The following is a 26211-nucleotide window of genomic DNA, read 5'->3' as shown; positions in this document are numbered from 1 at the left end:
TACCTTTGTCAAGGACTTTTTTCCTCTTTACCGAAATTCTGAAAAGATTAGGGAAAAGAGCCAGTTAAACTGACCCCTTCTATTTATCTTGCCAATTAGTTGCACGTTCCTCTCCCCACCAGTAAGGGATCAATTCGGCAACCTTAATTGTTTTTCTTGTTTCGTAGTCCATCATGAACTCTGCTTCTTTGTTTTCAGCATTCAATTCTAAGAGAAATTCTCTGCAAGCGCCACAGGGCATACCTGATCCTTCGCCGTAGGGAGGTTTATCTCGAAAGGCGAGGATTTTCTTAACTTTAGTTTGTCCTGAAAATTGATACATATTGAAGAGAGCTGCTCGTTCTGCACAGAGATGAAAAACGCCACAAGTTCCCTCCATACAAAATCCTGTGAAGATCTGACCATTTTCTGCTTCTACCGCAGCAACAACATGGTTAGCATAAACAAAGTCAGAAACTTCATGGGGATTGTATAAGGTTCGTGCTTCTTCATACATTTTTTCCCATGTATCCATCGGAAGTCCTTTTTATTTAGAAATCTCTTTCAGCATGTTTTCAATATGCTGGATTGACTTTTCACGTCCGAGTAAGAAAATGGTGTCTGGTAATTCTGGTCCATGCATTTCACCTGATACAGCAATACGAATCGGCATGAAGAGGTTTTTCCCTTTAATACCTGTTTCTTTTTGAACTGCTTTGATTTGTGGGAAGATGTTTTCTGTCACAAATTCTTCATCTGTCATTGCTTCTAGTTTTGCTTTGAAGGCTTCTAGAACAACAGGAACGGTTTCTCCTGCCATGACCTCGCGCTCAGCGTCTGTCAACTCTGGGAAATCTGAAAAGAAAAGATCTGTCAGTGGAACAATCTCGTCTACTGATTTCATTTGTGGTTTGTAGAGTTCTACCATTTTTTCAGATTTGTCAGTCAAACGCCCTGCTTCTTCTAGATAAGGTTTAGCCATTTCAAAGATAGTGGCAAGTTCCGCTCTCTTGATGTAGTCGTTGCTCATCCAGTCTAGTTTCTTCTGATCGAAGGCAGCTGGTGACTTGCTGAGACGGTTTTCATCGAAAAGTTTAATGAGTTCTTCACGAGAGAAGATTTCATCTTCGCCACCTGGGTTCCAGCCAAGAAGGGCGATAAAGTTAAAGACGGCTTCTGGCAAATAGCCTTTTTTACGGTAGTCTTCGATAAACTGAAGGGTATTGGTATCCCGTTTAGACAATTTTTTACCCGTTTCAGAGTTGATAATCAAAGTCATGTGACCGAACTCTGGAGCTTCCCACCCAAGAGCTTCATAAACCATAAGCTGTTTGGGTGTGTTGGCAATGTGGTCATCTCCACGGATAACATGAGAGATTTGCATATCGTGGTCATCAATAACAACGGCAAAGTTGTAAGTTGGGTAACCATCTTTCTTTTGAATCACCCAGTCACCGCCGATATTGCCACCTTCAAACTCGATATCACCTTTGACCATATCATGCCATTTGTAGATACCAGATTCATTAACAGCCAAACGAACAGTTGGGATGATACCGGCTGCTTCACGTTCTGCGATGTAAGTTGCTTTTTCTTCTTCGCTCATACCAAGGTATTCATTGATGTAACGTGGTGTTTCACCTGCTGCTTCTTGGCGTTCGCGTTCAGCTGCCAACTCTTCTTCTGTGACGTAAGATTTGTAGGCTTTTCCTTCAGCTAGCAATTGGTTGATGTATTTTTGATAGAGTTCCAAACGCTCTGATTGGCGATAGTTTTCATGAGTTTCTGGACTTTCATCCCAGTCAATTCCCAACCAGCGAAGATTTTCAAGCTGTGAACGTTCTCCATCCTCAACATGGCGTTTACGGTCAGTATCTTCGATACGGATGATAAAAGTTCCACCATGATGGCGTGCGTAAAGGTAGTTGAATAATGCTGTACGGGCATTTCCGATGTGTAGGAGTCCTGTTGGACTTGGTGCGTAGCGTACGCGAATATCTTTTGACATAGTTTCTCCTATAAAGTCTCTAGGCGTCTGCCTTTTTGCTTTCTATATTATATCACAAGTCTCGCCTGAGTCCAATGTCTAGAAATAAAGAGAGTAAAAAGAGTGGGCAAGCCACTCTTTTCTTCTATTATAGACGTGCGTTAAGCTCTTTGCTCAATTCTTCAAATCCTGGTTTTCCAAGAAGTGCAAACATGTTGCGTTTGTAAGCTTCAACACCTGGTTGGTCAAATGGGTTGATGGCATTCAAGTAACCTGAAAGGGCAATTGCCAATTCGAAGAAGTAGATAGTATAACCAAGAGTGAAAGCGTCTTGCTCTGGAAGAGTTACGTACATGTTTGGCACATCACCGTCAGTGTGGGCAAGAAGAACACCGTCAGTTGCTTTTTTGTTTACAAAGTCAACGTCTTTTCCTTGAAGGTAACCAAGTCCGTCAAGGTCTTCTTCCAAAGTAGGGATGATCACGTTCTTACGAGGTTTGTCAACACGGACAACTGTTTCAAACATGATACGAGTTCCTTCTTGGATAAATTGACCAAGTGAGTGCAAGTCAGTTGAGAAGTTTGCTGAAGTTGGGTAAATCCCTTTTTGGTCTTTCCCTTCTGATTCACCAGCCAATTGTTTCCACCATTCTGAGAAGTATTGAAGTGATGGCTCGTAGTTTACCAAGATTTCAGTTGCATAGCCTTTGCGGTAAAGGATGTTACGAACCGCTGCGTATTGGTAAGCTTCATTTTCAGAAAGTTTATCTGAAGTGTAGTCTTTACGAGCTGCATTCGCACCTTCCATAAGGGCTTTGATGTCTGCGCCTGATGCTGCGATTGGAAGTAAACCAACTGCGGTCAATACTGAGAAGCGTCCACCGATGTCATCTGGAACAACAAATGTTTCCCAACCGTTGGCATCTGCTTCAACCTTAACAGCACCTTTTTGGCGGTCAGTTGTAGCATAAATACGTTTGTTAGCTTCTTCTTGTCCGTATTTCTTAACCAAAAGTTCTTTGAAGACACGGAAAGCGATCGCTGGTTCTGTTGTTGTACCTGATTTAGAAATCACGTTTACTGAGAAGTCTTTGTCAGCTACGTACTCTACCAAGTCAGCAAGGTAAGTAGATGAGATTGAGTTTCCTGCGTAAAGGATTTGTGGAGCTTTGCGTTCTTCTTTTGTTTGCAAGTTCGCAAAGTGGTGGTTCAAGAAGTCAATGGCTGCTTTCGCTCCAAGGTAAGATCCACCGATACCGATCACAACCAAAACATCGCTGTCTGATTTGATTTGCTCAGCAGCTTTCAAGATGCGGTCGAATTCTTCGCGGTCGTAGTTCTCAGGAAGGTCCAACCAACCCAAAAAGTCGCTACCAGCACCAGTTCCTTTACGAATCAATTCGTCTGCAGCTGTTACTTGTGCTTGCATGTATTCCACTTCATGTGGAGCAACAAATTTGTCTAAAACTTTTGAATAATCAAATTTAATATGTGACATGATAATCCTCCAAAATTTCTTCTTTTCTATCATAACGCTTACCTTCGATTTTTTCAAGCTTTTTTATTGAATTTGCCCAATTTTTATCAGAATTCAAACGTTTGCGTAAATTTGCTAAAATATAAAAAATCTGAAAGGGCGAATAAAAACGGCTAGAGATTCTAACCGTTACAATTCATTTAATAAATACTCAAATAGTTCTAAATTGCCATCTTCTTCATTGACCAGAAACTCTGGGTGCCACTGCAAGCCGATAATACGATGCTCGTCGACAGACTCAATCGCTTCAACAGTCTGGTCTCTTGGATCAACAGCAGTCACACGGAAATTAGGTGCCAGATCTTTGATACTCTGACGATGGACTGAGTTGACCTGACTTTCTTTGCCAAACAACTTAGCCACCACGCTTCCTTCTACTGTCTCAATAGAATGAGATGTTCCAAAAGGCAAGCCTTGCCAGTGACCTTCAATTTCTTGGTGGAGAGTGCCGCCAAAAGCAACATTGACCAGCTGAACCCCACGACAGATTGCCATAATTGGTTTATTCTGACGAAGCGCTTCTTTCAAGAGGGCTAGTTCAAACTCATCGCGTACAAGGTTGTAATCATCGCTCTCAATAGTCTTTTTCTCTCCATAAAACTGAGGATGGACATTTTGCCCACCTGTCAAGATGAGTTTGTCAATCATTTCCACATAATCGCGCACAATGGACTCATCTCCTACAGGAATTACTAAAGGGAGACCACCGACTTGACGAATGCTCTCTGCAAATTTACAGGATACAGATGAGTGAATGTTTTTCCCTTCTGCATCTACAGGACATAGATTCGCAGCAACTCCTACAACCGTTCTAGCCATGATGTGTCTCCTTTCGATTTTCTTGCGACAGTCTTATCTTATCACTCCAACCCTTTCCTGTCTAATATGTTTTTTTAAAGACCGTGATAAGTATTTTTTATGGATAAGAAAAAGCTGCCCAATAAGGACAACTTTTCTATTCGAAGACAAATTGATTGTGATACAGTTCTGAGTAGAAACCGCCGAGCTTGAGCAACTCGTGATGATTTCCACGTTCAATGACCTCCCCATCTTTGAGGACAATAATCTGATCGGCATTGAGGATGGTCTTGAGACGATGGGCAATAACAAAACTGGTTCGTCCTGCCACAACTGCCTCCATAGCATGTTGAATCTTGCTTTCTGTTACGGTATCGACATTGGAAGTCGCTTCATCCAAGATTAGGACTTGGGGATCTGTCATCAAGGTTCGAGCGATGGAAATCAATTGTTTCTGCCCAGTCGAGAAGATATTTTGCTCATCATCAATAAGGGTATCATACTTGTCAGGCAAGCTTTCGATATAGTCATGAATATGAGTTGCCTTGGCAGCTGCTTCGACCATTTCCTGACTGGCATCTGGCACACCAAAGCGGATATTGTCTCGGATTGTTCCGCTAAACAAGACCGAATCCTGCAAGACAATACCGACCTTACTCCGCAGGCTGTCCAAGTCGTAGTCACGGATGTCTTTGCCATCAAAGGAAATGCTGCCTGCATCCACATCGTAGAAACGATTGATGAGGTTCATGATGGTCGTTTTCCCTGAGCCAGTCGGACCGACAACTGCTATCATCTGCCCCTTAGGAGCTGAAATGCTGACATCTTTCAAAATCGGCTTGTCTGGCACATAAGAGAAATCAATGTGACTGATTTCAACGCCCTCTCGTAATTCCGTAAAGGATGGTGCATTTTGCGGGCGGATCTCTTCTTCTGCATCGAACATTTCTTGGATACGATCTGCTCCAGTAAAGGCCAACTGGAGGCTTCCCCAACTCGCAGCCACCTGGATAATCGGCTGGTAGTACTGCTGAGAAAATTGGGTAAACATGACAATCAAACCTAGGGCTGTCGTTGTTTCGATACTTGGATCGTTCAACAAGACCGCAGAACCTGCAAAAATGACGACGGCCGTATTGACCAAGCTCATCCCATTCATAACTGGAAAGAGGATGCCTGAGAACATTCTCCCTTTAAAGGTCGCCTTGCGCACGCGCTCATTTTGCTCCACAAAGCCTGCTACGATGTCGTCTTGAATTCCTTGTACGATAACAGCTTTCTGTCCAGAAATACTCTCGTCCATGTAGGCGTTGAGTTTCCCAACCTCTTTTTGCTGGAGATTGGTGTACTTGCGGGCCATTTTCACGATGAAGACCAACATGAGAAAGGCCACTGGAGTGCTGCCTACTGTTATCAGGGCTAGCGTCACATTCTTTGAAAACATGACAAAAATCAAACCGATGTAAAGAGCAATATTGCTCATGACCTGAACTAGGCTTTCATTGAAGGCTTGAAGGATGTTGTCCAAGTCACTCGTGAATCGAGAAAGGATATCACCATCCTGATGGCGGTCAAAGAAAGAAACCGTTAAACGAGAAAGTTTACCAAAAAGGCCCTTACGCATCTCATTTGTTGACTCAGCAATCACACGGGTCATCAAGGTCATGTAAATCAAACTGGATACCACTAAGGCGAGGACAACCAGAGCTAGATTCAGCATCAGAGCTGACAAACTCTGCCAGGCTAGTTCGGAAGTCCCATTTTGATAAGCCAGAACTAGGTTAGCGAGCTCTGTCACTGCTTGACCTGAAAAAACTGGAAAGAGGGCTTGGGCAATCGTCGCAACTGCAACCATCAGAATCACAATAACAAAGGAGAGCTTGTAAACTTTAAAATAATTCCAGAAAAATCGAACGGTTTTCATTTTATTCCTCCTTTCCCTTTTGTGTTTCGTAGATTTCGCGGTAGACGGCATTGTTAGCTACCAAGTCTGCATGCCGTCCTTCTCCAATCAAACGCCCTTGATCCAAGACCAAAATCTTGTCCGCATGGACGACTGAACTGATCTTTTGAGCGATGATAATGGTTGTCGTCCCTTTCAGGTCTTTATTCAAAGCTTCCTGCACGAGTCTCTCTGACTTAGCATCCAAGGCTGAAGTCGAATCGTCAAAAATCAGGATACGGGGATTGCTGACAATCCCACGGGCAATGGACATCCGTTGCTTTTGTCCACCAGAAAAGTTGGTGCCACGTTCTTCGACCTGACTCTCAAATTTGTTTTCCATACGCCCGATAAATTCACTGGCTTGAGCAATTCGTGCTGCACGTTCCATTTCTGACACGCTGGCATTGCCTTTCCCTTGACGGAGATTATCTGCAATGGTCCCGCTAAAGAGAATAGCACGTTGCAAGACGATGGAAACTGTTTTACGCAAGGTTCCCTCGCTGACGTCTCGAATATCCTTGCCTCCAATCTTGATAGATCCCTCCTGTGGATCAAAAAGTCGTGGAATTAACTGAGCTAGAGTGGACTTCCCTGCTCCAGTAGCCCCAACCACACCGACCATCTGACCAGGCGCAATATCAAAGGTTACATTCTTCAGCATAGGCTCATCATCATTAGGATAGGTAAAGGTCACATTTTCAAAAGAGAGACTTCCTTCTAACTCTTCGTCTGGGAGATCTTTAAAGGTCATCGCTGGCTCGGTATCTAGAATCTCGCGGATACGACGCAAGGAAATCATGGCACGGCTGACAGAATTTCCTAAAAATCCAACCATGATGATGGTAAAGATAATCTGGCTGAGATAGTTGATAAAGGAAGCAATAGAGCCCACAACAGATGGATCTGACTGAGCCATGCCTGCCACCAACCAGATAGAGAGGAAGACCGCTCCATAGCCGACTAGCATCATAACGGGTTCTATAACTGAGAAGGCATAACCGATATAAAGATTTTGTCCGAGAAGTTCATCTGAAACATCGGTAAATTTGTCAAATTGTGCTTTTTCTTGTACAAAGGATTTGACCACGCGCACACCACGTAGATTTTCCTTGGCGATAGCATTGATCCGTTCAAGAAGGGTTTGAAACTTAGCAAATCGTGGCCCCATCATCCCCATCATAATGGCTGTAAGTGCAAAGATTAGGAGCACCATGAGGACAATCACCCACCAAAGCGACGGAAGAGTGTGAACCGCCAAGATAAAGGAACCGATAAAGAGAAGAGGGAGACGGAAAAGGATTTGAAAAGCCATCATCACCACGTTCTGAATTTGGTTGATATCATTGGTCATTCGGACGACAAGATTACCCGCATTAAACTGCTCAATATTGGCATAAGAAAAAGTCTGGATCTTGCGAAAAGCGTCTTCACGAAGGTCCGAAGACACTCCTTGAGCAATATAGGCTGCAAGTGTCACATTGACCCCGCCTGCAACCAGACCGACTAGGGCTACTCCTATCAGCCAAGCGCCAATACTATAAATAGCCTCATTTTGTCCGGCCAACAAAGCCTCTAACACCTCTTGCAGATAGCGTGGTTGCAAGAGCGAGCTCGCAACCATCAAGCCTGTCATCATTAAGGATGCCAAGGCCTGCCATTTATAGGTTTTTATTTTTTTAATGAGCATATTTCCTCCTAATAAAATAGATAAAGGGAGCGACATCCTGCGTCAGCTCCTTCTCATTCGTTCATATTGATGCTATTCTAGCAAAAAAGAGGCATCTTGTCAAAGAAGTCTCCTTATTATAAATTAGTGCGCTTTCACCTACAGGTGATGCATGAAAAGGCTTTTTATGGTAAAATGAAAGGAAGAACTCTTACAAGGAGGAAAAGATGAAGAAACAAACCATCGCTGTCTTGGGTCCTGGTTCTTGGGGAACTGCCCTTTCGCAGGTCCTAAACGACAATGGACACGAGGTTCGAATTTGGGGAAATATTTCTGACCAAATTGATGAAATCAATAACCAACATACAAACAAACGCTATTTCAAAGATATCCTACTCGACGAAAAAATCAAAGCCTATCATGATTTAGAAGAAACACTAAAGGATGTGGATGCTGTTTTATTTGTAGTCCCAACAAAAGTAACGAGACTGGTTGCCCAACAAGTAGCAAAGGTGCTCGATCACAATGTTGTCATCATGCATGCCTCCAAAGGATTGGAACCAGATAGCCACAAACGCCTATCGACTATTCTTGAAGAGGAAATCCCAGCTGACCTTCGCAGTGATATCGTCGTTGTTTCAGGGCCGAGCCACGCTGAGGAAACTATTGTTCGGGATATTACTTTGATCACCGCAGCCTCTAAAGACCTTGAAACTGCCCAGTACGTTCAAAATCTCTTTAGCAATCACTACTTCCGTCTCTATACTAATACGGATGTTATCGGGGTTGAAACCGCTGGTGCTCTCAAAAACATCATCGCAGTTGGCGCTGGGGCACTACATGGTCTAGGATTTGGCGACAATGCCAAGGCGGCTATCATTGCCCGTGGCTTAGCTGAGATCACTCGTCTAGGGGTCGCTCTTGGAGCTAATCCTCTGACTTATAGCGGTCTTTCTGGAGTTGGGGATTTGATCGTAACGGGAACATCTGTCCACTCTCGTAACTGGAGAGCTGGTGATGCCCTCGGTCGTGGAGAATCCCTCGCAGACATCGAAGCTAACATGGGCATGGTCATTGAAGGCATTTCAACAACTCGAGCAGCTTACGAACTGGCTCAAGAATTGGGTGTCTACATGCCAATCACACAGGCTATTTACCGAGTCATCTACGAAGGTGTCAATATCAAAGAAGCAATCACTGACATCATGAGCAATGAATTTAAAGCAGAAAACGAATGGTCATAGACCCTTATAGAAAGGAACATCATGAAACAAAAAGTCAGAAAAGCAGTCATCCCTGCCGCTGGATTGGGAACTCGCTTCCTCCCAGCAACTAAGGCCTTGGCCAAGGAAATGTTGCCAATCGTAGACAAACCTACTATCCAGTTTATCGTTGAAGAAGCTCTCAAGTCTGGAATCGAAGATATCTTGGTTGTTACAGGTAAGTCAAAACGTTCTATCGAGGACCATTTCGATTCAAACTTCGAATTGGAATACAACCTTAAAGAAAAAGGGAAAACAGATCTTTTGAAGCTGGTTGATGAAACAACCGGCATGCGCCTGCATTTTATCCGCCAAACACATCCACGTGGTCTCGGAGATGCTGTTTTGCAAGCCAAGGCTTTTGTCGGAAATGAACCTTTTGTCGTTATGCTTGGTGATGACTTGATGGATATCACGGACGAAAAGGCTGTTCCACTTACCAAGCAACTCATGGATGACTACGAGCGCACCCACGCGTCTACTATCGCTGTTATGCCTGTCCCTCACGACGAAGTCTCTGCTTATGGGGTTATTGCTCCGCAAGGCGAAGGAAAAGACGGTCTTTACAGCGTTGAAACCTTCGTTGAAAAACCAGCGCCAGAGGACGCTCCTAGCGACCTTGCTATCATCGGACGCTACCTCCTCACGCCTGAAATTTTCCAAATCCTCGAAAACCAAGCTCCAGGTGCAGGAAATGAGATTCAGCTGACAGATGCAATCGATACCCTCAATAAAACACAACGTGTATTTGCTCGTGAGTTCAAGGGGGCTCGTTACGATGTTGGAGACAAGTTTGGCTTTATGAAAACATCTATCGACTACGCGCTCAAACACCCACAAGTCAAAGACGACTTGAAAGACTACCTCATTCAACTCGGAAAAGAGTTAGCTGGGGGGGAATAGAAGAAAAACAAAGCTCTTAATTAGGGGCTTTGTTTTTTGTTGAAGCTTGCAATAAAAAAAGCCATCTTTGCAGATGACTTATTAGCAACCGAATCGGTGCTCGCATTTAACTATTCCATCCCTACACATAGCTCATTCCCTTATAGCAAAGGAAAATGGCTAGTGCGATAAAAAGTACAATTGCTCCGATTCGCTGGCTGGTACTATACATCTTTCTCTCCCATTTAACTGGAAAAATGACTGCTAGAAAAGCACCGCCTACTGCGCCACCAATATGCCCAGCTAGGCTGATTCCTGGAATCAGAACACTTCCAATGATATTGATCACGAAAAGTGTCAGATAGGATTGCCCCAACTGCTGGATATAGGGGCTGCGAGTCGCGTAGCGCAAAACGATAATCGCAGCAAATAGTCCATAGAGGGAGGTGGATGCTCCTGCTGCTAGGACTTTCGGTGTGAAAGCAAACACAAAGAGATTGCCCATCATTCCTGATAAGAGATAGAGAAGGAAGAACTGCTTGGAGCCGAAAATCTCCTCAACCTGTCGTCCAAGAAAGTAGAGCGAAATCATATTGACAATGAAATGCTCCCATCCGATATGCACAAATATAGCCGAAAAAAGGCGCCAAATCTGCTCAGGGAACAGGCGAATGATCGGTCCATACATGCCTCCAAACTGAAGCAAGGTATCTGCTCGTTCAAAATTTAAACCTGTAAGAACCAACATCAAGAGAAATACCAATGCTGTTACTAGGAGGAAGAAGCTAGTCACAGGATAACGTTTATCAAAGATTTCCTTCATAGGTTAGCACCTCCTGTACGGGAATATCATGGTCTTCCAAGTTAAACTCCTGAACCTGACAAGGATAGATTGTACTTAGGCTATGCCCAGCAAAATTCTCCAGATAGCGGTCGTAGTATCCTCCACCATATCCAATCCGATACCCCTCTGTTGTAAAAGCCAAACCCGGAACATGAATTAAATCAATCTGAGACGGATCCACCACTTCCAAGTCTCCTTGCGGTTCCATTAGACCAAAGGAAGTTTTTACCAACTGCTGCGGATTGTAGACTACAAAGTCCATGCACCCCTTGGGATAGGTTTTGGGTATCAGAACTTTTTTGCCGTCCTTCAGCGCCTGCTCGATCAATTCTTGCGTTTGAAACTCATGCGGAAAAGAGAGATAGGTTGCGATGGTCTTGGCTTCTTGGTAAAAGGGGTGATGCAAGAAACGCTCAGTTAAAACTTGATCCATAGCCTGTTTTTGCTCCTGAGATAAAGCCTTCATTTCGTGTAAGACTTGCTTACGTAGTTCTGCTTTCATAGACAATTCCTCTACTCCGCCGCCTTCTTTTTCAGGAAACTAGATACTGCTTCCACCCCAATAGTTAAGGCTTCTTCCTTGGGACTCATCTGAGGATGGTGAAGGGCGTAGGGACTATCGATACCCAGCCAAAACATAACGCCATCTACCTTCGAAAGGAGGTAACCAAAGTCCTCACCTGTCATAGCAGGCTCGATATCAATCAACTCGATTCCGTCTTTTTCTTCAAAGAAATCCATCAGTTTACGCGCCAAGGCTGGATTGTTCTCAACAGGTAGGTAGCCTCCTTGCTTGAGTTCCACTTCGACTTCCATATCAAAGGCTGCTGCAACTCCTTCTGCAACTGTCTTGACCCTTTTTTGTACCAAGAGACTCATGTCCTGAGTCAAGGCGCGAATGGTTCCGTGTAAAAAGGCTGTATCTGTGATGACATTGTTGGTTGTTCCAGCCTGAAAAACGCCAAAGGTCACCACCGCTCCCTCGATTGGGTTGACATTGCGGCTGACAACTGACTGCACCTGGGTCACAAAGTAACTAGCCGCTACCAAGGCGTCATTAGCTTCATGTGGAAAAGCTGCATGTCCCCCTTTTCCTTTGAAATGAATCTTCACCTCACAGGTCCCTGCAAAGAGAGTATGTGTATTGGTCGCAATCTGTCCAACCTTCAGATCCGGACGAACATGGAGACCATAAAACTGGTCTGGCAACCAATCTCCAAAAGCACCGTCTTCATACATAAGCATCCCACCGGCTTCATTTTCTTCAGCAGGCTGAAATAGAAAGAGCAAATTATTCTTGGGTTGCTCCTCAAGAGCGCGTTCGAGACAGCCCAAGGCAATAGTCATATGAAAATCATGGCCACAGGCATGCATGCGACCTTGGCGCTGAGAGGCAAAAGGCAGTCCTGTTTGTTCGACGATAGGCAGGCCATCAATGTCTGTTCGCCAACCAATGGTTCGTTCCGGCTGACTTCCCTGCAAATAAACCAGAATACCTGTCCGCCAAGTACGAACTTGAACAAAGTTCTTGTCCGTAGTCAATTTTTCAATCACATCCAGCAAATAAGCCTGAGTCTTAAACTCCTCCAAGCCAATCTCTGGAATCTGGTGTAAATCTCGTCTAGTCTGAATCAAATCTAACATCTATCTGTCCTCCTATATAGAAGAAAGAGGCTGGAAAAAGGGTTCCGCCTCTTTTTATTTTTACAAGGTACGAAGCGCATCCTCAAGCGCTGTTTTTTGTTGGGTTTGGGCATCAATTTCTTTGATGATACGAGCCGGAACACCTGCTACCACCACATTTTCTGGGACATCTTGGGTAACGATAGCTCCTGCTGCAACAACTGAACCACTGCCGATTTGAACTCCTTCGATAACCACTGCATTGGCACCGATAAGAACATTGTCTCCGACACGGACTGGTTCAGCACTAGCTGGCTCAATCACACCCGCCAAAACTGCACCTGCACCAACGTGACTGTTTTTCCCAACGATAGCACGACCTCCAAGGATGGCACCCATGTCAATCATGGTTCCAGCACCGATTTCAGCACCGATATTGATAACAGCTCCCATCATGATAACAGCATTGTCACCAATTTCCACCTGGTCACGGATAATAGCACCTGGCTCGATACGAGCATTGATAGCACGTTTGTCTAGCAAAGGAACTGCAGAATTACGAGCATCTTGCTCGACAACATAATCTTGATTTTCTACCAAACCTTCAAGAAGCGGAGCGACGTCCTTCCAGTCTCCGAATAAAACATTTCCTAGTTTGACAACAGAGCTAGGTACAGCAGTTGCAAGTTCTCCTTCAAAGGTTACTTTGACACTGGTTTTCTTTTCAGCATTGGCGATAAATTGGATAATTTCTTGAGCGTTCATTTTTGTAGCAGTCATAGGTGCCTCCTGGTTCGTTATAATGATACCTATTCTACCAAAAAAGGCCTCAAATTTGAAGCCTCAACTATCAAATAATCATCTTTACCTGGCTTGTTTTGCTTCTTCTACAGATAAGAAAATCATCGGAACGATAATCAACACCATAGCTAAAGCCAAAAAACCATCCATGACCAATCCCAGAAAAAGAACACTTAATAATGCTGAAGAGAGCGGTTCGCTAGCACTCACCACTGATACAACCAGCGGGGAAACGAGTGACACAGCCTTCATAGATAGGAAGAAAGCAAAAGCAGTACCAAACACGGCAATCGTCAGACAAATCAGCACACTTACCAGATCCACTTGAAAACTTATCCGATAAATAGGGTAGAGGAAATTACTAAAGAGCCCTGCTAGAATCATCCCCCAACCAACAGTTGGAACGAAACCGTAGCGCCGTGCAAAGCGTTGGGGAAGGATAACATTAAACATGACCCCTACTGCACTGAGCAAACCTGTCACTAGAGCCAAAGGTGTCATGGATAACTGGGACAAATCCCCTTTTGTAGCCATCAAAAAAACACCTAGCATGGCAATCAAAACATAGAACACAGCTGTAATCGAAGCCTTCTTCTGGTAAATGATTCGATTGTAAAACAGGATAAAAACTGGGCTGATAAATTGCAAAATGGTCGCCGTCGTTGCATTGGAATACTCAACGCAGAGATAAAAGAAAAATTGCACAGAAAAAATACCTAGAATAGCATAGGCTAAAAAAGGTAGATAATTTTTCCTATCACGCCAGATGTCCAACAAGTGGCTACGCAACTGAAAGGCAGATAAACCTAAAACCAAACTCCCTGCCACTAGTAAACGCATAGAAGTAATCCATCCAGAAGACACTGGATAATGAGTGAAAAAATACTCTCCTAGAATCCCACAAATCCCCCAGATTAGGCCTGAGAGTAGCGAGTATACTGTTCCCTTAACAATCTTTTTCTGATAATGATTCATATTATTATTGTAACACGAAACCAACAAAGAAAAAAGTAGCAACAAGGAGAAATTACTAACCTTGCTACTACTCTTTCTTAACGATTAAATAGACGTGAACGTCCTGATGAACCACTTTGAGTATTTCCACTCGAACTTGAACTTCCAGAGCTACTGCTTGAACTTGAGTTTGGAGGAGTCACTGCTGGAATGCTTCCTAGAATATTCTTCCATGCGTTCAGATAATCTGCATCGCTTCCTCCAATAGCAAAGCGATAGGTGGTCACTGGGGCGCCTTCCTTAGTCGCCCAGTAGCTCGTTACTGTTGATCCAGAAACTTCTATTTCTTTCCCATTGATAGAAACCTTGCCTGGTTTTTGCCCTGTAGATCGGAGAACTTGCGACTTGGTCACACTTGGATCCAGATTAAAGCGCTCATTCCCCCATATTCCAGGTTCAGCTTGTTGGATAGCATTGACCAAGTGGGCCATATAGTTGGCATTACGGTAGTGGCCTGCTCCTTTGGCTAGTGGTCGATTATCATCGTGACCTAACCAGCCACCCAAAGTCAAGCGAGGTGTAGAAAGCATGAGCCACATATTTTCATCTTCATTGGTCGTACCAGTTTTTCCGATCCAGTCAGCACGAGCTAGGGATGGATTGATAGTCGTCAAGTCCGTCTGGAAACTTGAAGTAATCCGAGATGAAATGACATCCCGAAGGAGACTTTGCATGATGGTTGCTGTCGCTTTTGAATAAACTTGGACAGGCTCATCCTTGTGCTCGTATACCAATCGGCCATCCGTTGACTCGATCTTAGCGATCATATGTTTCTTATGGTAAACTCCATTGTTGGCCAGAGTTTGATACCCGTTGGTATGCTGGGCAACTGTAACGTCAATCCCCCCACCCATCGGTAAACTTTCAATCCCATATTCTGGGATTTCGTAACCCATTTTTTCCATATAGCCTTTGACATCAACACCCTTCTCTCGAAGCGTACGATACGTCCAGTAGGCTGGGATATTCCATGAGTAGTTAAGAGCTTCTCCCAATGTCATCATACCTGTACCAGGACTATTGACATACATGATGGGATTCCCGTTTGAGAAGTTGGTAGGATAGTTTGATAAGATACTTGCACTCCCCATCAAACCTTGGTCAATAGCGATACCATAGGCCAATATAGGTTTTGTGGTTGAAGCTGGAGAACGCTTGGTATCGATAGCGTGATTATTCTGATTTTCTTGATAATTACGGCCACCAACAAATCCAAGGATAGCTCCCGTTTGGTTGTCCATGAGGACATTCCCCACCTCAGGCTGACCTGTCGAATCATCTAGCAGATAGCCGTAGGTCGCAACCGCATTTTGCATCGCAGCATGAACATTTTTATTGATAGTTGTCGTAATCTTATATCCACCATTTTCAATTTCCTTAGTGGCTAAATCACGATAGGATTTCTGAATGGACTCATTCTTTAATTCTTGCGCAGAAACATTATCTCGTTGGATGAGATAGTCGTACATACGGTCAGTTGCTTCTGCCAAGGTTGCATAGTAGAGATAGTCACGCGAAGTACCACTAACACTACCAGATGGTAGGAAATCTTTCTTAAAGTCATAATCTTTGTACTTATCGTAGTCTTCTTGACTTAGAGCCCCTGTCCGGTACATGTTGTAGAGGACATCCTTGGCACGCTTGATTCCCAGAGCCATGTCCTCATCACTCTTCATACTACCATCAGATTCATAAGGAGAGTAACTGATTGGACTCTGTGGCAATCCTGCGATAAAGGCTGCTTGAGGGACCGTTAAATCCGAAGCATTAACACCAAAGATTCCTTCTGCAGCCTGCTGGGCACCTGCAATATTTTGACCTTTATGATTGCGACCAAAAGGAGCAATGTTAAGGTAGGTTGTCAAAATCTCATCCTTACCCATGGCCCTTTCTAAAGCAAGAGCATCAATAATCTCTTTAGCCTTACGAGCTAGAGTTGGAGCATCCCCCACTACTTGTTGCTTGATGACCTGCTGGGTCAAGGTCGAACCACCACTAGACGAGCCTAGACCGACAAAGGTTCCCAAGGTCGCACGAATAACGGCCTTAGGCACAACTCCCTTGTGCTCATTGAAATGCTCGTCCTCTGTCGCAACAATAGCTTTCTTAAGGTTATCTGAGATAGCATCTGAAGCGACTGAAGTGCGCAATAAATCGCCCTCGATCGAGGCAATGGTACTACCGTCAGAATAAGTGATTTCTGAGATGGAGGCAATATCCTTCACTTGTTTGACCAACTCTTCTGCTTGAGGTACCTGGGCCTTGTCAAATAGAGCGACTCCATAACCCATAGCCACACCAGCGCCAAACAGTCCACCGATAAAACCTAAGATAAAGAGTGTGTTAAAAACTATTTTAAACCCACTCAAAACCTTAGCAAAAACAGATCCTGCCTTTCTAACTTTGTCAGAAGAGGTCCCCTTTTTACTGGTTTTCTTATTAGCTAGTTTTTCTGCTAGTCTTTTCTTCCATTTTGCAATTCGTTGCATTAGCTGCTGGAAAAAATGCAGCATTTTTGTTTTTAATTCATTAATTCTTTCTTTCATGAATGTCCTCGCTTTCTCTATTATACCATAAAAGGGAAATTTTCAATAAAATAGCCACTTTCTTCCCTATTCCACTAGGCTATTAATCAAGTTTGTGATACAATAGGTAGAAACAATATTTTATAAAGGAGAAAAGACACATGCACATTTTTGATGAGCTAAAAGAGCGTGGTTTGATTTTTCAGACGACTGATGAAGAAGCTTTGCGTAAAGCCCTAGAAGAAGGTCAAGTTTCTTATTATAGTGGCTACGATCCAACTGCTGACAGCCTTCACCTAGGCCACCTTGTCGCAATCTTGACAAGTCGTCGTTTGCAACTAGCAGGTCACAAACCTTATGCGCTCGTTGGCGGTGCTACAGGTCTCATCGGAGATCCGTCCTTCAGAGATGCTGAACGTAGTCTCCAAACAAAAGACACAGTAGATGGCTGGGTCAAGTCTATCCAAGGACAACTTTCTCGCTTTCTTGACTTTGAAAATGGTGAAAATAAAGCTGTCATGGTCAACAACTACGACTGGTTTGCCAGCATCAGCTTCATTGACTTCCTCCGTGATGTCGGAAAATACTTCACTGTCAACTACATGATGAGTAAGGAGTCTGTGAAGAAACGGATCGAAACAGGGATTTCTTACACAGAGTTTGCCTACCAAATCATGCAAGGATATGACTTCTACGTCCTTAACCAAGAGCACAACGTCACCCTACAAATCGGTGGTTCTGACCAATGGGGAAATATGACTGCAGGTACCGAATTGCTTCGTCGTAAGGCTGACAAGACTGGTCACGTTATCACTGTGCCACTCATTACAGACGCAACTGGTAAGAAATTTGGTAAATCAGAAGGAAACGCAGTCTGGCTCAATCCTGAAAAGACTTCTCCATACGAAATGTACCAATTCTGGATGAACGTCATGGATGCTGACGCTGTTCGCTTCTTGAAGATCTTTACCTTCTTGTCACTTGATGAGATTGAAGACATCCGCAAACAATTTGAAGCGGCTCCACACGAACGCTTGGCACAAAAAGTCTTGGCTCGTGAAGTCGTGACTCTTGTACACGGAGAAGAAGCCTACAAGGAAGCCCTCAATATCACTGAGCAACTCTTTGCTGGAAACATCAAAAACCTTTCTGTCAAAGAACTCAAACAAGGACTTCGTGGAGTGCCAAACTACCAAGTACAAGCAGACGAAAACCACAATATCGTGGAACTCCTCGTGTCATCTGGTGTGGTTAACTCAAAACGCCAAGCCCGTGAAGATGTTCAAAATGGAGCCATCTACGTCAACGGCGACCGTATCCAAGACCTTGACTATGTCTTGAGTGATGCAGATAAGTTAGAAAACAAACTAACTGTTATCCGCCGCGGGAAGAAAAAATACTTCGTTCTTACATACTAAAAAAGCAGACTGGAGGCATTTGCCATCCAGTCTTTTTTTTTGCTAGACTAAAACTATGAATACAAACCTCAAACCCAAACTTCAACGTTTTGCTACTGCGACTGCCTTTTCCTGCCCTATCTGCCAAGAAGATCTGACCTTGGTCGAAACTAGTCTCAAGTGTAGCAACCGCCATTCTTTTGACTTGGCAAAATTTGGCTATGTCAATCTGGCTCCTCAAATCAAACAATCCACCAACTACGACAAGGAAAATTTCCAAAACCGTCAGCAAATCCTTGAAGCTGGTTTTTATCAGACTATCTTAGAAACCATCTCTGACCTGCTTGCAAGGCTAGAAACTGCCAAAACAATTTTAGATATCGGTTGTGGCGAAGGATTCTACTCTCGTAAACTCCAAGAAAGTCACCCTGACAAGACCTTCTATGCCTTTGATATTTCAAAAGACTCAGTCCAAATCGCTGCTAAGAGTGAACCCAACTGGGCAGTCAACTGGTTTGTCGGTGACCTGGCCCGTCTTCCTATAAAAGACGCCAGTATGGATATCCTGCTCGACATCTTTTCGCCTGCCAATTATGGAGAATTTCGCCGTGTTTTATCCAAAGATGGCATCTTGATCAAGGTCATCCCGACTGAAAATCACCTCAAAGAAATCTGTCAAATGGCGCAGGACCAGCTGACAAAGAAGGATTATTCCAACCAAGATATCAAAGAACATTTCCAGGGACATTTCAGCATCCAATCTCGCCAAATAACCTTCCTGACCAAATCCATCACAGCAGAGCAACGCCAAGCCCTGCTTGCCATGACGCCCTTACTCTTTCACGTTGACCAAAGTAAGATTGACTGGACTCAGTTGACTGAGATTACCATTGAAGCAGAGATTCTAGTTGGGAAAGTAGGGTGAAATATTTTAAAGATAAAAAAACGCATCTTTTTAGATGCGTTTTTTATAATCTGATGCAATGTATCTTAGTTCAAGTGCCAGATATCTTCATTGTACTGAGCGATTGTACGGTCAGATGAGAAGAATCCTGCTTTGGCAATGTTAACGATGACTTTATCCAACCATGCGTCACGGTCTTCGTAGTCAGCAAGCATTTGCTCTTTGACTTTGATGTAGTCTTCCAAGTCAAGGAGAGTCATGAACCAGTCTTTGTTGATCAATTCGTTGTAAAGACGTTCCAAGCGTTCTTTCTTACCTACTGCAAGAACAGCATCGCTCACGATGAAGTCAACCAATGGTTTGATAGCCTTACGAGCGTAGAATTCGCTTGATTTGTAAGCTGCTTTTGCGTAAAGGTCGATAACAGTTTCTGAATCTTCACCGAAGATATAGATGTTTTCGTCGCCAACCAATTCAGCGATTTCCACGTTAGCTCCGTCCATAGTACCAAGAGTCAAGGCTCCGTTCAACATGAATTTCATGTTACCAGTACCTGAAGCTTCTTTAGAAGCAAGTGAGATTTGTTCTGAGATGTCACATGCTGGGATCAAGAAGCTTGCTGCAGTAACGTTGTAGTTTTCAACCATTACGACTTGCAAGTGTGGAGCTACAGCTGGATCGTTAGCAATCACTTCTGACAAGCAGAGGATCAAGTGAATGATGTCTTGAGCGATTGTGTAGGCAGGTGCTGCTTTACCACCAAAGAAGACTGTGATTGGACGAGCAGGGATGTTACCAGCCTTGATATCAAGGTATTTGTGGATAACATACAAAGCGTTCATTTGTTGGCGTTTGTACTCATGAAGACGTTTGATTTGGATATCAAAGATAGAGTTTGTATTGATTTCCACACCTTGGTGCTCTTTCAAGTGACGAGCCAATTTACGTTTGTTGTGAGCCTTGATGCTTTCCAATTTTTCTTTGACAGCAGCCTTGTCTTCGTATGACAAGAGTTTTTCAAGCTCATCTGCTTCATGATGCCAACCATGTCCAAGAATCTCATCCAAGTAGTGAGACAAGCTTGGGTTAGCATGCATGAGCCAACGACGGAATGTGATACCGTTTGTTTTGTTGTTGAATTTTTCTGGGTAGATGTCGTAGAAAGCTTTCAACTCTGAGTTCTTCAAGATTTCAGTGTGAAGAGCTGCAACCCCGTTTACACTGTATCCGTAGTGGATATCCATGTGAGCCATGTGAACACGTCCGCTCTCATCGATGATTTGAACAGCTGGGTCTTTGTATTCTGCCTTCACACGACGGTCCAATTCTTTGATGATTGGTACCAAGTGAGGAACCACTTCTTGCAAGAATTCAAGAGGCCATTTTTCAAGGGCTTCAGCAAGGATTGTGTGGTTAGTGTAGGCAGTCATGCTACGTACGATTGAGATTGCTTCATCAAGTTCGATACCACGCGCAGTCAAAAGACGGATCAATTCAGGAATCACCATTGATGGGTGAGTATCGTTGATTTGTACAACTGCGTAGTCAGCAAGGTCATGCAAGTTGCTTCCTTTTTCGATTGCTTCGTCGATGATCAATTGGGCACCGTTTGAAACCATGAAGTATTGTTGGAAGATACGGAGCAATTCACCTTGCTTGTCGCTATCGTCTGGGTAAAGGAAGAGAGTCAAGTTACGAGCGATATCTGTCTTGTCAAAGTTGATACCATCTTCGATGATAGAAGAATCAACTGAATCCAAGTCAAACAAACGCAAGCGGTTTTTAGTAGCTGTCTTGTAACCAGGTACATCGATATCGTAAAGGGTAGATGTCAATGTGAAGTGTGCAAATGGCACTTGGTAGCTACGGCTTGAGCGAACCAACCAGTTTTGCTCTGTCAACCAAGCGTTAGGAATCGTTTCTTGTTGGTTGTTTTTAAGAACTTGTTGGAAAAGACCGAAGTGGTAGTTCAATCCAACACCATCACCATTCAAACCAAGTGTAGCAATTGAGTCGATAAAGCAGGCCGCCAAGCGTCCCAAACCACCATTACCAAGTGATGGTTCCAATTCTACTTCTTCGATTTCGATCAACTCTTTACCTGCAGCTGCAAGTTCTTTTTTCACATCGTCGTAAAGGCCAAGGTTAATCAAGTTGTTTGACAAGAGTTTACCGATCAAGAACTCAGCTGAGATGTAGTAAACTTTTTTCTTACCAGTGTTGACTGGCTTTTGGCTGCTAGCAAGCTTGCTGTAGTTGAGAAGAGCAAGGTAAAGCTCTTCATTGCTACATTCTGCAATAGTTTTATTGTAACGTTTTTGTACAAATTCGTTTAATGGTAACATGTTTATGTGTCTCCTGATATTGTCTTATTTCTTTAATTTTACCAAATTTTCATTGATTCGGCGATAAATTGTAGTCAAGTCAAGCAAAGTTTCTTCAACAGCTGGTGTCAGTTGATCTGCTGTCATACGCCATGACCAGTTTCCGCCAAGAGTAGATGGGAAGTTCATACGAGCTGACTCATCTAGTTCTAGCAAGTCTTGCATGGTTGCAATAGCCATGAAGCTAACGGATGAAAAGACTGTGCGAAGCATTGCGTGTGGCACTGTTTCGTACTCTTTACGGTTCGTGTAACGAGCCATGTATTCACGAGTTGGATCGTCAATCTCATTACGGTACCAACCAAGAACCGTATTGTTGTCGTGTGTTCCTGTGTACATAACAGAGTTGGCAGGTGCCAAGTGTGGGCTATCGATACTTTCGTCTTCTGGATTGAAGGCAAATTGAAGAATCTTCATTCCTGGGAAGCCAGTGCGTTCACGCAACTCGATGACTTCATCTGTCATGAAACCAAGGTCTTCTGCGATGATGTTTAGCTCACCAAGCTCTTCTTTAACAGCTGCGAAGAGTTTGTAGCCAGGACCTTTTACCCATTTACCAGGTGCTGCTGTATCGGAACCAGCAGGAATTTCCCAGTAAGATTCGAAACCACGGAAGTGGTCGATACGAACGATATCGTAGATTTTGAAGCTTTCACGCAAGCGTTCAATCCACCATTTGTAACCATCTTTGTCCATTGCTTCCCAGTCATAGATTGGGTTACCCCAAAGCTGACCAGTTGCTGAAAACTCATCTGGTGGGCATCCTGCGATGCAAGTTGCCTTACCATTGGCATCTGTCTTGAAGAGGTGTGGATTTGCCCACATGTCGCTTGAATCTTCCGCTACATAGATAGGCATGTCTCCAACGATTTCGATGTGGTTATCGTTAGCGTAAGCTTTCAATTTCAACCATTGTTGGAAGAAGAAGTATTGAGTCACACGGTGGTAAACCAACTTGTCTGCCAATTTCTCACGGTAGCTTTCAAGCGCTGAAGCTTTACGAGCACGAGCATCTGCATCTGGCCATTCTGTCCAAGCAAGATTGTTAAAATGCTCTTTGATAGCCATATACTCTGCGAAGAGTTCAAGCCATGATTGGTTGTCTTTAGCAAACTTCTCAAAATCTTTGACATCACCCACTTCCAAGAAGCGTTTCACTGCTTTTTCTAAAAGTGGACGACGTGCATAATAAATCTTCGCATAGTCAACTTCAGATGCATCGCTACCAAAGTCAACACCTTTAAGATCACTGGCTTCGAGCAAGCCTTGCTCTACCAAGATATCAAGGTCGATAAAATGCGTATTTCCAGCAAAGGCTGAGAATGATTGGTATGGAGAATCTCCATAGCTTGTTGTCCCAAGAGGGAGGATTTGCCAGTAACGTTGCTTCGTACGAACCAAGAAATCAACGAAATCATAGGCAGTCTGGCCAAATGATCCAATCCCGTATGCTCCTGGCAGAGAAGAGATGTGCATCAACACACCACTTTGACGTTTTTTCATAATAGCACCTCATGTGTTTGTTATAAAACGTTGCGCAATCGAGGCGCAAACGTTTGCGTTAAATTAAGTATAGCGTATTTCAAACACAAATGCAAGCGTTTTTAAAAAATTTTTTTGAATTATTTTAATCAAACAAAACTTGTTCCCACTGATATTTTATGAAATGAGCCAAAAAATTTTAAAGATTTTCTGATTTAAGATAATTCATTCCAAACATCTGCTCTATTTTCTGAAAAATCGAGCAGAATTTACGCAATCGTTTCCCTAATATATTTTCCATTCAAGAGAAGCAAACGTTTTAAGTTCTTTCCTATATAAAGGCTTTAACAAATGTTTGAAACCTTAAAATTTTTTTAAAAAACTTTTTAAAAAAGCTTGCAACCGTTTTCTATTTGTGCTATACTAGGCTCATAAAAGAAAACGTTTGCGTTTTCTAAATAAATTATACTGTTATTCTTTAGGAGGAATACACTATGTCATCTAAATTCATGAAGAGCGCTGCTGTGCTCGGAACTGCTACTCTCGCTAGCTTGCTCTTGGTAGCTTGCGGAAGCAAATCTGCTGACAAAGCAGCTGATACTAGCTCTTCAGAAGCACAAGAACTCACTTTCTACGTTGAAGGCCAATATAAAGCCTTCGCTGAATCAGCTGCAAAAGCTTATGAAAAAGAATCTGGCGTAAAAGTTACTATCAAAACAGGTGACCAAATGGGTGGTCTTGATAACCTTTCACTTGACAACCAATCTGGTAAGGCTGCTGATGTTATGATGGCTCCATACGACCGTGTAGGTAGCCTTGGTACTGACGGACAACTTTCAGAAGTTACTCTTAGTGATGGTGCAAAAACCGATGACAAAACAAAATCTCTTGTAACTGTTGGTGGTAAAGTGTATGGTGCTCCAGCCGTTATCGAATCACTCGTTTTGTACTACAATAAAGACTTGCTAAAAGAAGCACCTAAAACTTTTGCTGATTTAGAAAACCTTGCTAAAGACAGCAAATACGCTTTTGCTGGTGAAGATGGTAAAACTACTGCCTTCCTAGCTGACTGGACAAACTTCTACTACTCATACGGACTTCTTGCTGGTAACGGTGCTTACGTATTCGGCCAAAACGGTAAAGATCCTAAAGATATCGGACTTGCAAACGAAGGTGCCATCACAGCTATCAACTACGCTAAATCTTGGTACGAAAAATGGCCAAAAGGTATGCAAGATACTGAAGGAGCTCCAAACTTAATTCAAACTCAATTCCAAGAAGGTAAAACTGCTGCTATCATCGATGGTCCTTGGAAAGCTCAAGCATTCAAAGATGCTAAAGTAAACTACGGTGTTGCGACTATCCCAACTCTTCCAAACGGTAAAAACTACGAAACATTTGGTGGTGGTAAAGCTTGGGTTATCCCAGCAAGCACTAAGAACCTTGAAGGAGCTCAAAAATTTGTAGACTTCCTTGTATCAACTGAACAACAAAAAGCGTTCTACGACGCTACAAATGAAATCCCAGCTAACACTGAAGCTCGCACTTATGCTGAAGGCAAAAAAGATGAGTTGACAACAGCCGTGATTGAACAGTTCAAGAACGCTCAACCAATGCCAAACATCTCACAAATGTCAGCTGTTTGGGACCCAGCTAAAACAATGCTCTTTGAAGCTGTAAGTGGTAAGAAAGATGCGAAAACAGCTGCTAACGATGCTGTAACATTGATCAAGGAAACAATCAAACAAAAATTTGGTGAATAATTGATTTGTTCAAGGGGGGTGGAAGCAAAATCCCCCTTTGAATTTATAGATACGCTTCTTATCAGTTGTATGTATCTTACGATTGAATCTGAGTTTTATCTCGCATCCTATGAAAGGAGTAATCATGGAAAAACAACAGCCTCGCAAAGCAGCCTTGCTGTCAATCATTCCTGGTTTAGGACAAATCTATAACAAACAAAAAACTAAAGGATTTATTTTCCTTGGTGTTACTGTTTTATTTGTTCTGTATTTTCTAACACTTGCAAGCCCTGAATTGAGCAATTTGATCACACTTGGTGACAAACCTGGTCGTGATAATTCACTTTTCATGCTGATTCGTGGTGCTTTTCACTCTATCTTTGTTGTCGTTTACTTACTCTTTTATATCTTTAATATCAAAGATGCACATACGACTGCTAAACGTATCAACAACGGTATTCCTGTAGCTCGTACCTTCAAGGATATGGTTAAGGGCGTTTATGAAAATGGGTTCCCATACCTTTTAATCATCCCATCCTATGTAGCGATGACATTTGCGATTATCTTCCCTGTTATCGTAACCTTGATGATCGCCTTTACCAACTATGACTTCCAACACTTGCCACCAAACAAATTGTTGGACTGGGTTGGTTTGACGAACTTCACAAATATCTGGAGCTTGAGCACCTTCCGTTCAGCCTTTGGTTCTGTTCTTTCTTGGACCATTATTTGGGCCTTGGCTGCTTCTACCTTGCAGATTGTCATTGGTATCTTTACAGCCATCATTGCCAACCAACCATTTATCAAAGGAAAACGTATCTTTGGTGTTATTTTCCTTCTTCCTTGGGCAGTTCCAGCCTTCATCACTATCTTGACATTCTCAAACATGTTTAATGATAGTGTCGGTGCCATCAACACCCAAGTCTTGCCTCTTTTGTCTAAGGTTCTTCCTTTCCTAAATGGAGCTCTTATCCCTTGGAAAACAAATCCAACTTGGACGAAGGTTGCCTTGATTATGATGCAAGGTTGGTTAGGATTCCCATACATTTACGTTTTGACTTTGGGTATCTTGCAGTCTATTCCTAACGACCTCTACGAAGCGGCTTACATCGATGGGGCCAATGCTTGGCAAAAATTCCGCAACATCACTTTCCCTATGATCTTGGCTGTTGCAGCACCAACATTGATCAGCCAATACACCTTCAACTTTAATAACTTCTCTATCATGTATCTCTTTAATGGTGGAGGTCCTGGTACTGTCGGAGGCGGAGCCGGTTCAACTGATATCTTGATTTCATGGATTTACCGTTTGACAACAGGTACATCTCCTCAATACTCTATGGCGGCAGCTGTTACCTTAATTATCTCAATCATTGTCATCTCTATCTCTATGATCGCATTCAAGAAACTACACGCATTTGATATGGAGGACGTCTAAG

20 protein-coding genes are annotated in these 26211 nt (G+C 43.2%); 6 read left to right on the top strand and 14 right to left on the bottom strand.

The genetic code is table 11. The annotated features are described in order from the left end of the window. Positions 1–79: 79 nt before the first annotated feature. The 6 genes from NML69_RS08440 to NML69_RS08415 all read right to left on the bottom strand — a co-directional run bounded on the left by NML69_RS08440 (position 80) and on the right by NML69_RS08415 (position 7933). Positions 80–514, bottom strand: coding sequence for a cytidine deaminase (locus NML69_RS08440; protein ID WP_254726335.1), 435 nt, complete (start codon positions 512–514; stop codon positions 80–82). Between the two features lie 12 nt (positions 515–526). Then, positions 527–1987, bottom strand: coding sequence for a glutamate--tRNA ligase (gene gltX / locus NML69_RS08435; protein WP_254726333.1), 1461 nt, complete (start codon positions 1985–1987; stop codon positions 527–529). 127 nt (positions 1988–2114) lie between these two features. After that, positions 2115–3464: a glucose-6-phosphate isomerase gene (locus NML69_RS08430; RefSeq protein ID WP_000018248.1), complete on the bottom strand. Its 1350-nt coding sequence runs from the start codon at positions 3462–3464 to the stop codon at positions 2115–2117. A gap of 168 nt (positions 3465–3632) precedes the next feature. Then, a complete protein-coding gene (locus tag NML69_RS08425; protein ID WP_000124758.1) occupies positions 3633–4322 on the bottom strand; it encodes a gamma-glutamyl-gamma-aminobutyrate hydrolase family protein in 690 nt (229 codons plus the stop codon). Positions 4323–4458: 136 nt separating this feature from the next. Next, positions 4459–6225 carry an ABC transporter ATP-binding protein gene (locus tag NML69_RS08420; RefSeq protein WP_254726331.1) on the bottom strand — a complete coding sequence of 589 codons (1767 nt, stop codon included), beginning with the start codon at positions 6223–6225 and terminating at the stop codon, positions 4459–4461. A gap of 1 nt (position 6226) precedes the next feature. Then, entirely contained in the window at positions 6227–7933 is a 1707-nt protein-coding gene (locus NML69_RS08415; RefSeq protein WP_254726329.1) for an ABC transporter ATP-binding protein, read from the bottom strand. Between the two features lie 206 nt (positions 7934–8139). On the opposite strand from NML69_RS08415, the gene NML69_RS08410 reads away from it, so the two are divergent. Then, positions 8140–9156: an NAD(P)H-dependent glycerol-3-phosphate dehydrogenase gene (locus NML69_RS08410; RefSeq protein ID WP_254726327.1), complete on the top strand. Its 1017-nt coding sequence runs from the start codon at positions 8140–8142 to the stop codon at positions 9154–9156. Between the two features lie 21 nt (positions 9157–9177). Beyond that, a complete protein-coding gene (galU, locus tag NML69_RS08405; protein WP_049490103.1) occupies positions 9178–10077 on the top strand; it encodes a UTP--glucose-1-phosphate uridylyltransferase GalU in 900 nt (299 codons plus the stop codon). Positions 10078–10198: 121 nt separating this feature from the next. Here galU and NML69_RS08400 read toward each other — a convergent pair whose 3' ends face one another. The 6 genes from NML69_RS08400 to pbp1b form a co-directional block, all read right to left on the bottom strand. Continuing rightward, the gene (locus NML69_RS08400) at positions 10199–10879 is read right to left on the bottom strand and encodes a rhomboid family intramembrane serine protease (RefSeq protein WP_254726325.1); all 681 of its coding nucleotides are present in this window, start codon (positions 10877–10879) and stop codon (positions 10199–10201) included. Beyond that, complete coding sequence (locus NML69_RS08395; RefSeq protein ID WP_198458945.1) at positions 10863–11402, bottom strand: 5-formyltetrahydrofolate cyclo-ligase; 540 nt, start codon at positions 11400–11402, stop codon at positions 10863–10865. The genes NML69_RS08400 and NML69_RS08395 overlap by 17 nt, the downstream gene beginning before the upstream one ends. Before the next feature lie 11 nt (positions 11403–11413). After that, entirely contained in the window at positions 11414–12544 is a 1131-nt protein-coding gene (locus NML69_RS08390; protein ID WP_254726323.1) for an N-acetyldiaminopimelate deacetylase, read from the bottom strand. A 60-nt stretch (positions 12545–12604) separates the two neighbouring features. Continuing rightward, on the bottom strand, positions 12605–13303 hold the full coding sequence (gene dapD / locus NML69_RS08385; RefSeq protein ID WP_000127447.1) for a 2,3,4,5-tetrahydropyridine-2,6-dicarboxylate N-acetyltransferase: 699 nt from the start codon (positions 13301–13303) through the stop codon (positions 12605–12607). Positions 13304–13387: 84 nt separating this feature from the next. Continuing rightward, positions 13388–14299, bottom strand: a complete 912-nt coding sequence (locus NML69_RS08380) for a DMT family transporter (protein WP_254726321.1) — start codon at positions 14297–14299, stop codon at positions 13388–13390. Positions 14300–14376: 77 nt separating this feature from the next. Further along, complete coding sequence (gene pbp1b, locus NML69_RS08375) at positions 14377–16884, bottom strand: penicillin-binding protein PBP1B (RefSeq protein WP_254726319.1); 2508 nt, start codon at positions 16882–16884, stop codon at positions 14377–14379. Between the two features lie 140 nt (positions 16885–17024). On the opposite strand from pbp1b, the gene tyrS reads away from it, so the two are divergent. Together tyrS and NML69_RS08365 are read left to right on the top strand one after the other, a co-directional pair. Then, positions 17025–18281: a tyrosine--tRNA ligase gene (tyrS, locus tag NML69_RS08370; protein WP_254726318.1), complete on the top strand. Its 1257-nt coding sequence runs from the start codon at positions 17025–17027 to the stop codon at positions 18279–18281. A gap of 55 nt (positions 18282–18336) precedes the next feature. Then, entirely contained in the window at positions 18337–19185 is an 849-nt protein-coding gene (locus NML69_RS08365; protein WP_254726316.1) for a putative RNA methyltransferase, read from the top strand. A gap of 65 nt (positions 19186–19250) precedes the next feature. Here the strand turns inward: NML69_RS08365 and glgP are convergent, their stop codons facing one another. Both glgP and malQ read right to left on the bottom strand, forming a co-directional pair. Continuing rightward, positions 19251–21509, bottom strand: a complete 2259-nt coding sequence (glgP, locus tag NML69_RS08360; protein WP_198458951.1) for a glycogen/starch/alpha-glucan family phosphorylase — start codon at positions 21507–21509, stop codon at positions 19251–19253. A gap of 24 nt (positions 21510–21533) precedes the next feature. After that, entirely contained in the window at positions 21534–23051 is a 1518-nt protein-coding gene (gene malQ, locus NML69_RS08355) for a 4-alpha-glucanotransferase (RefSeq protein WP_254726315.1), read from the bottom strand. A gap of 473 nt (positions 23052–23524) precedes the next feature. On the opposite strand from malQ, the gene NML69_RS08350 reads away from it, so the two are divergent. After that, positions 23525–24793 (top strand): extracellular solute-binding protein, encoded by a 1269-nt coding sequence (locus NML69_RS08350; protein ID WP_254726313.1) that lies wholly within the window; start codon positions 23525–23527, stop codon positions 24791–24793. Positions 24794–24917: 124 nt separating this feature from the next. Next, the gene (locus tag NML69_RS08345) at positions 24918–26210 is read left to right on the top strand and encodes a sugar ABC transporter permease (RefSeq protein ID WP_254726311.1); all 1293 of its coding nucleotides are present in this window, start codon (positions 24918–24920) and stop codon (positions 26208–26210) included. The last annotated feature ends 1 nt before the right edge of the window (position 26211 follow it).

Origin of the sequence: Streptococcus sp. CF8-6, assembly GCF_024295845.1 — a bacterium.
GTDB classification, from domain to species: domain Bacteria; phylum Bacillota; class Bacilli; order Lactobacillales; family Streptococcaceae; genus Streptococcus; species Streptococcus oralis_BO.
The sequence above is the reverse complement of the archived record's forward strand: the minus strand, read 5'-3'. Positions and strand labels throughout refer to the sequence as shown.